The following is a 906-nucleotide window of genomic DNA, read 5'->3' on the forward strand; positions in this document are numbered from 1 at the left end:
AACCGATTTAAGATATATTCAGGAATTATTAGGACATAATAGCAGTAAAACAACTGAAATTTATACACACGTTAGTACAAAAAATATTCAGCAAATAAAAAGTCCTTTTGATGATTTATAAGTTTTATTTATATATTTACAGAAAAGAAAAAGTCTGATGCTAGTCAGACCTGTCTTCCCAATTTTGGATGTATAGGTCTTGTTTTATCAGACCTATAAACTAGTTAGCGGTAATTAGCCAAACTATTCGGAAAATTTAATAACTTAATGTAACAAATTGAAAATTATGGGCGCAAAAAAAACTGGTTTCGAAAGTTCAAAGTATTTGATTTTATTTTTCTGTTTTCTTTCATTTTCAATATCGTATTCTCAAATAGATATTAGCAAAGATGCTAATGATAAAAAATTTAAAGGAAGTATTTTGAGTTCACAAAAACAAGGAGATTACCTAGAAGAAAGTAAAATACCTAATAAAAAAAACGACACAATCACTTTTCTTTATAATAATGAAAACATTGCGAAACTTATATCTATAAAAAATGAAAAGGAAGGCATCACAAATGATCAATTTCACAAATATGCAAGTGAAATCAATCCTAAATTTCATTTCCATTCAAAATTAGAAAACAGAAACGCCACCATATATTTTAATGAAGAAAAAACTTTTGCAAACATTAAGGTGTTCTCCGACAGTACAAAAAGTAAAGTGATTGAAATAGGTTTCATTTCTGGCCAAAAATTGATTCAAAAACTAATACCAAATTATCAATCAAAATAACTACCACTAACAGCGGTAACTGTTGCACAACCTCAATAAAAAACTAAAATTTTAAAATATTTATAAAAAATAACCTCTTTAGAAGCTATTTTAAGGAAGTTTGTTTTTTAGTTATAATTCAAAGTTGT

At 26.4% G+C, this 906-nt stretch carries 1 protein-coding gene and 1 pseudogene; both read left to right on the forward strand.

Features of this window, described 5'->3' with window-relative positions; genetic code table 11:
- Nucleotides 1–121 (forward strand): annotated as a pseudogene (locus tag G6042_RS00740) (tyrosine-type recombinase/integrase); the annotation flags it as partial.
- Between the two features lie 165 nt (nucleotides 122–286).
- Nucleotides 287–778, forward strand: coding sequence for a hypothetical protein (locus G6042_RS00745; RefSeq protein ID WP_211161602.1), 492 nt, complete (start codon nucleotides 287–289; stop codon nucleotides 776–778).
- The last annotated feature ends 128 nt before the right edge of the window (nucleotides 779–906 follow it).

The organism is Flavobacterium solisilvae, from assembly GCF_012911605.1.
Classification (GTDB): domain Bacteria; phylum Bacteroidota; class Bacteroidia; order Flavobacteriales; family Flavobacteriaceae; genus Flavobacterium; species Flavobacterium solisilvae.

Excerpts from the sequence above, each read along its gene's own strand:
- G6042_RS00745 (WP_211161602.1), top strand. The coding sequence starts at position 287 with ATGGGCGCAAAAAAAACTGGTTTCGAAAGTTCAAAGTATTTGATTTTA.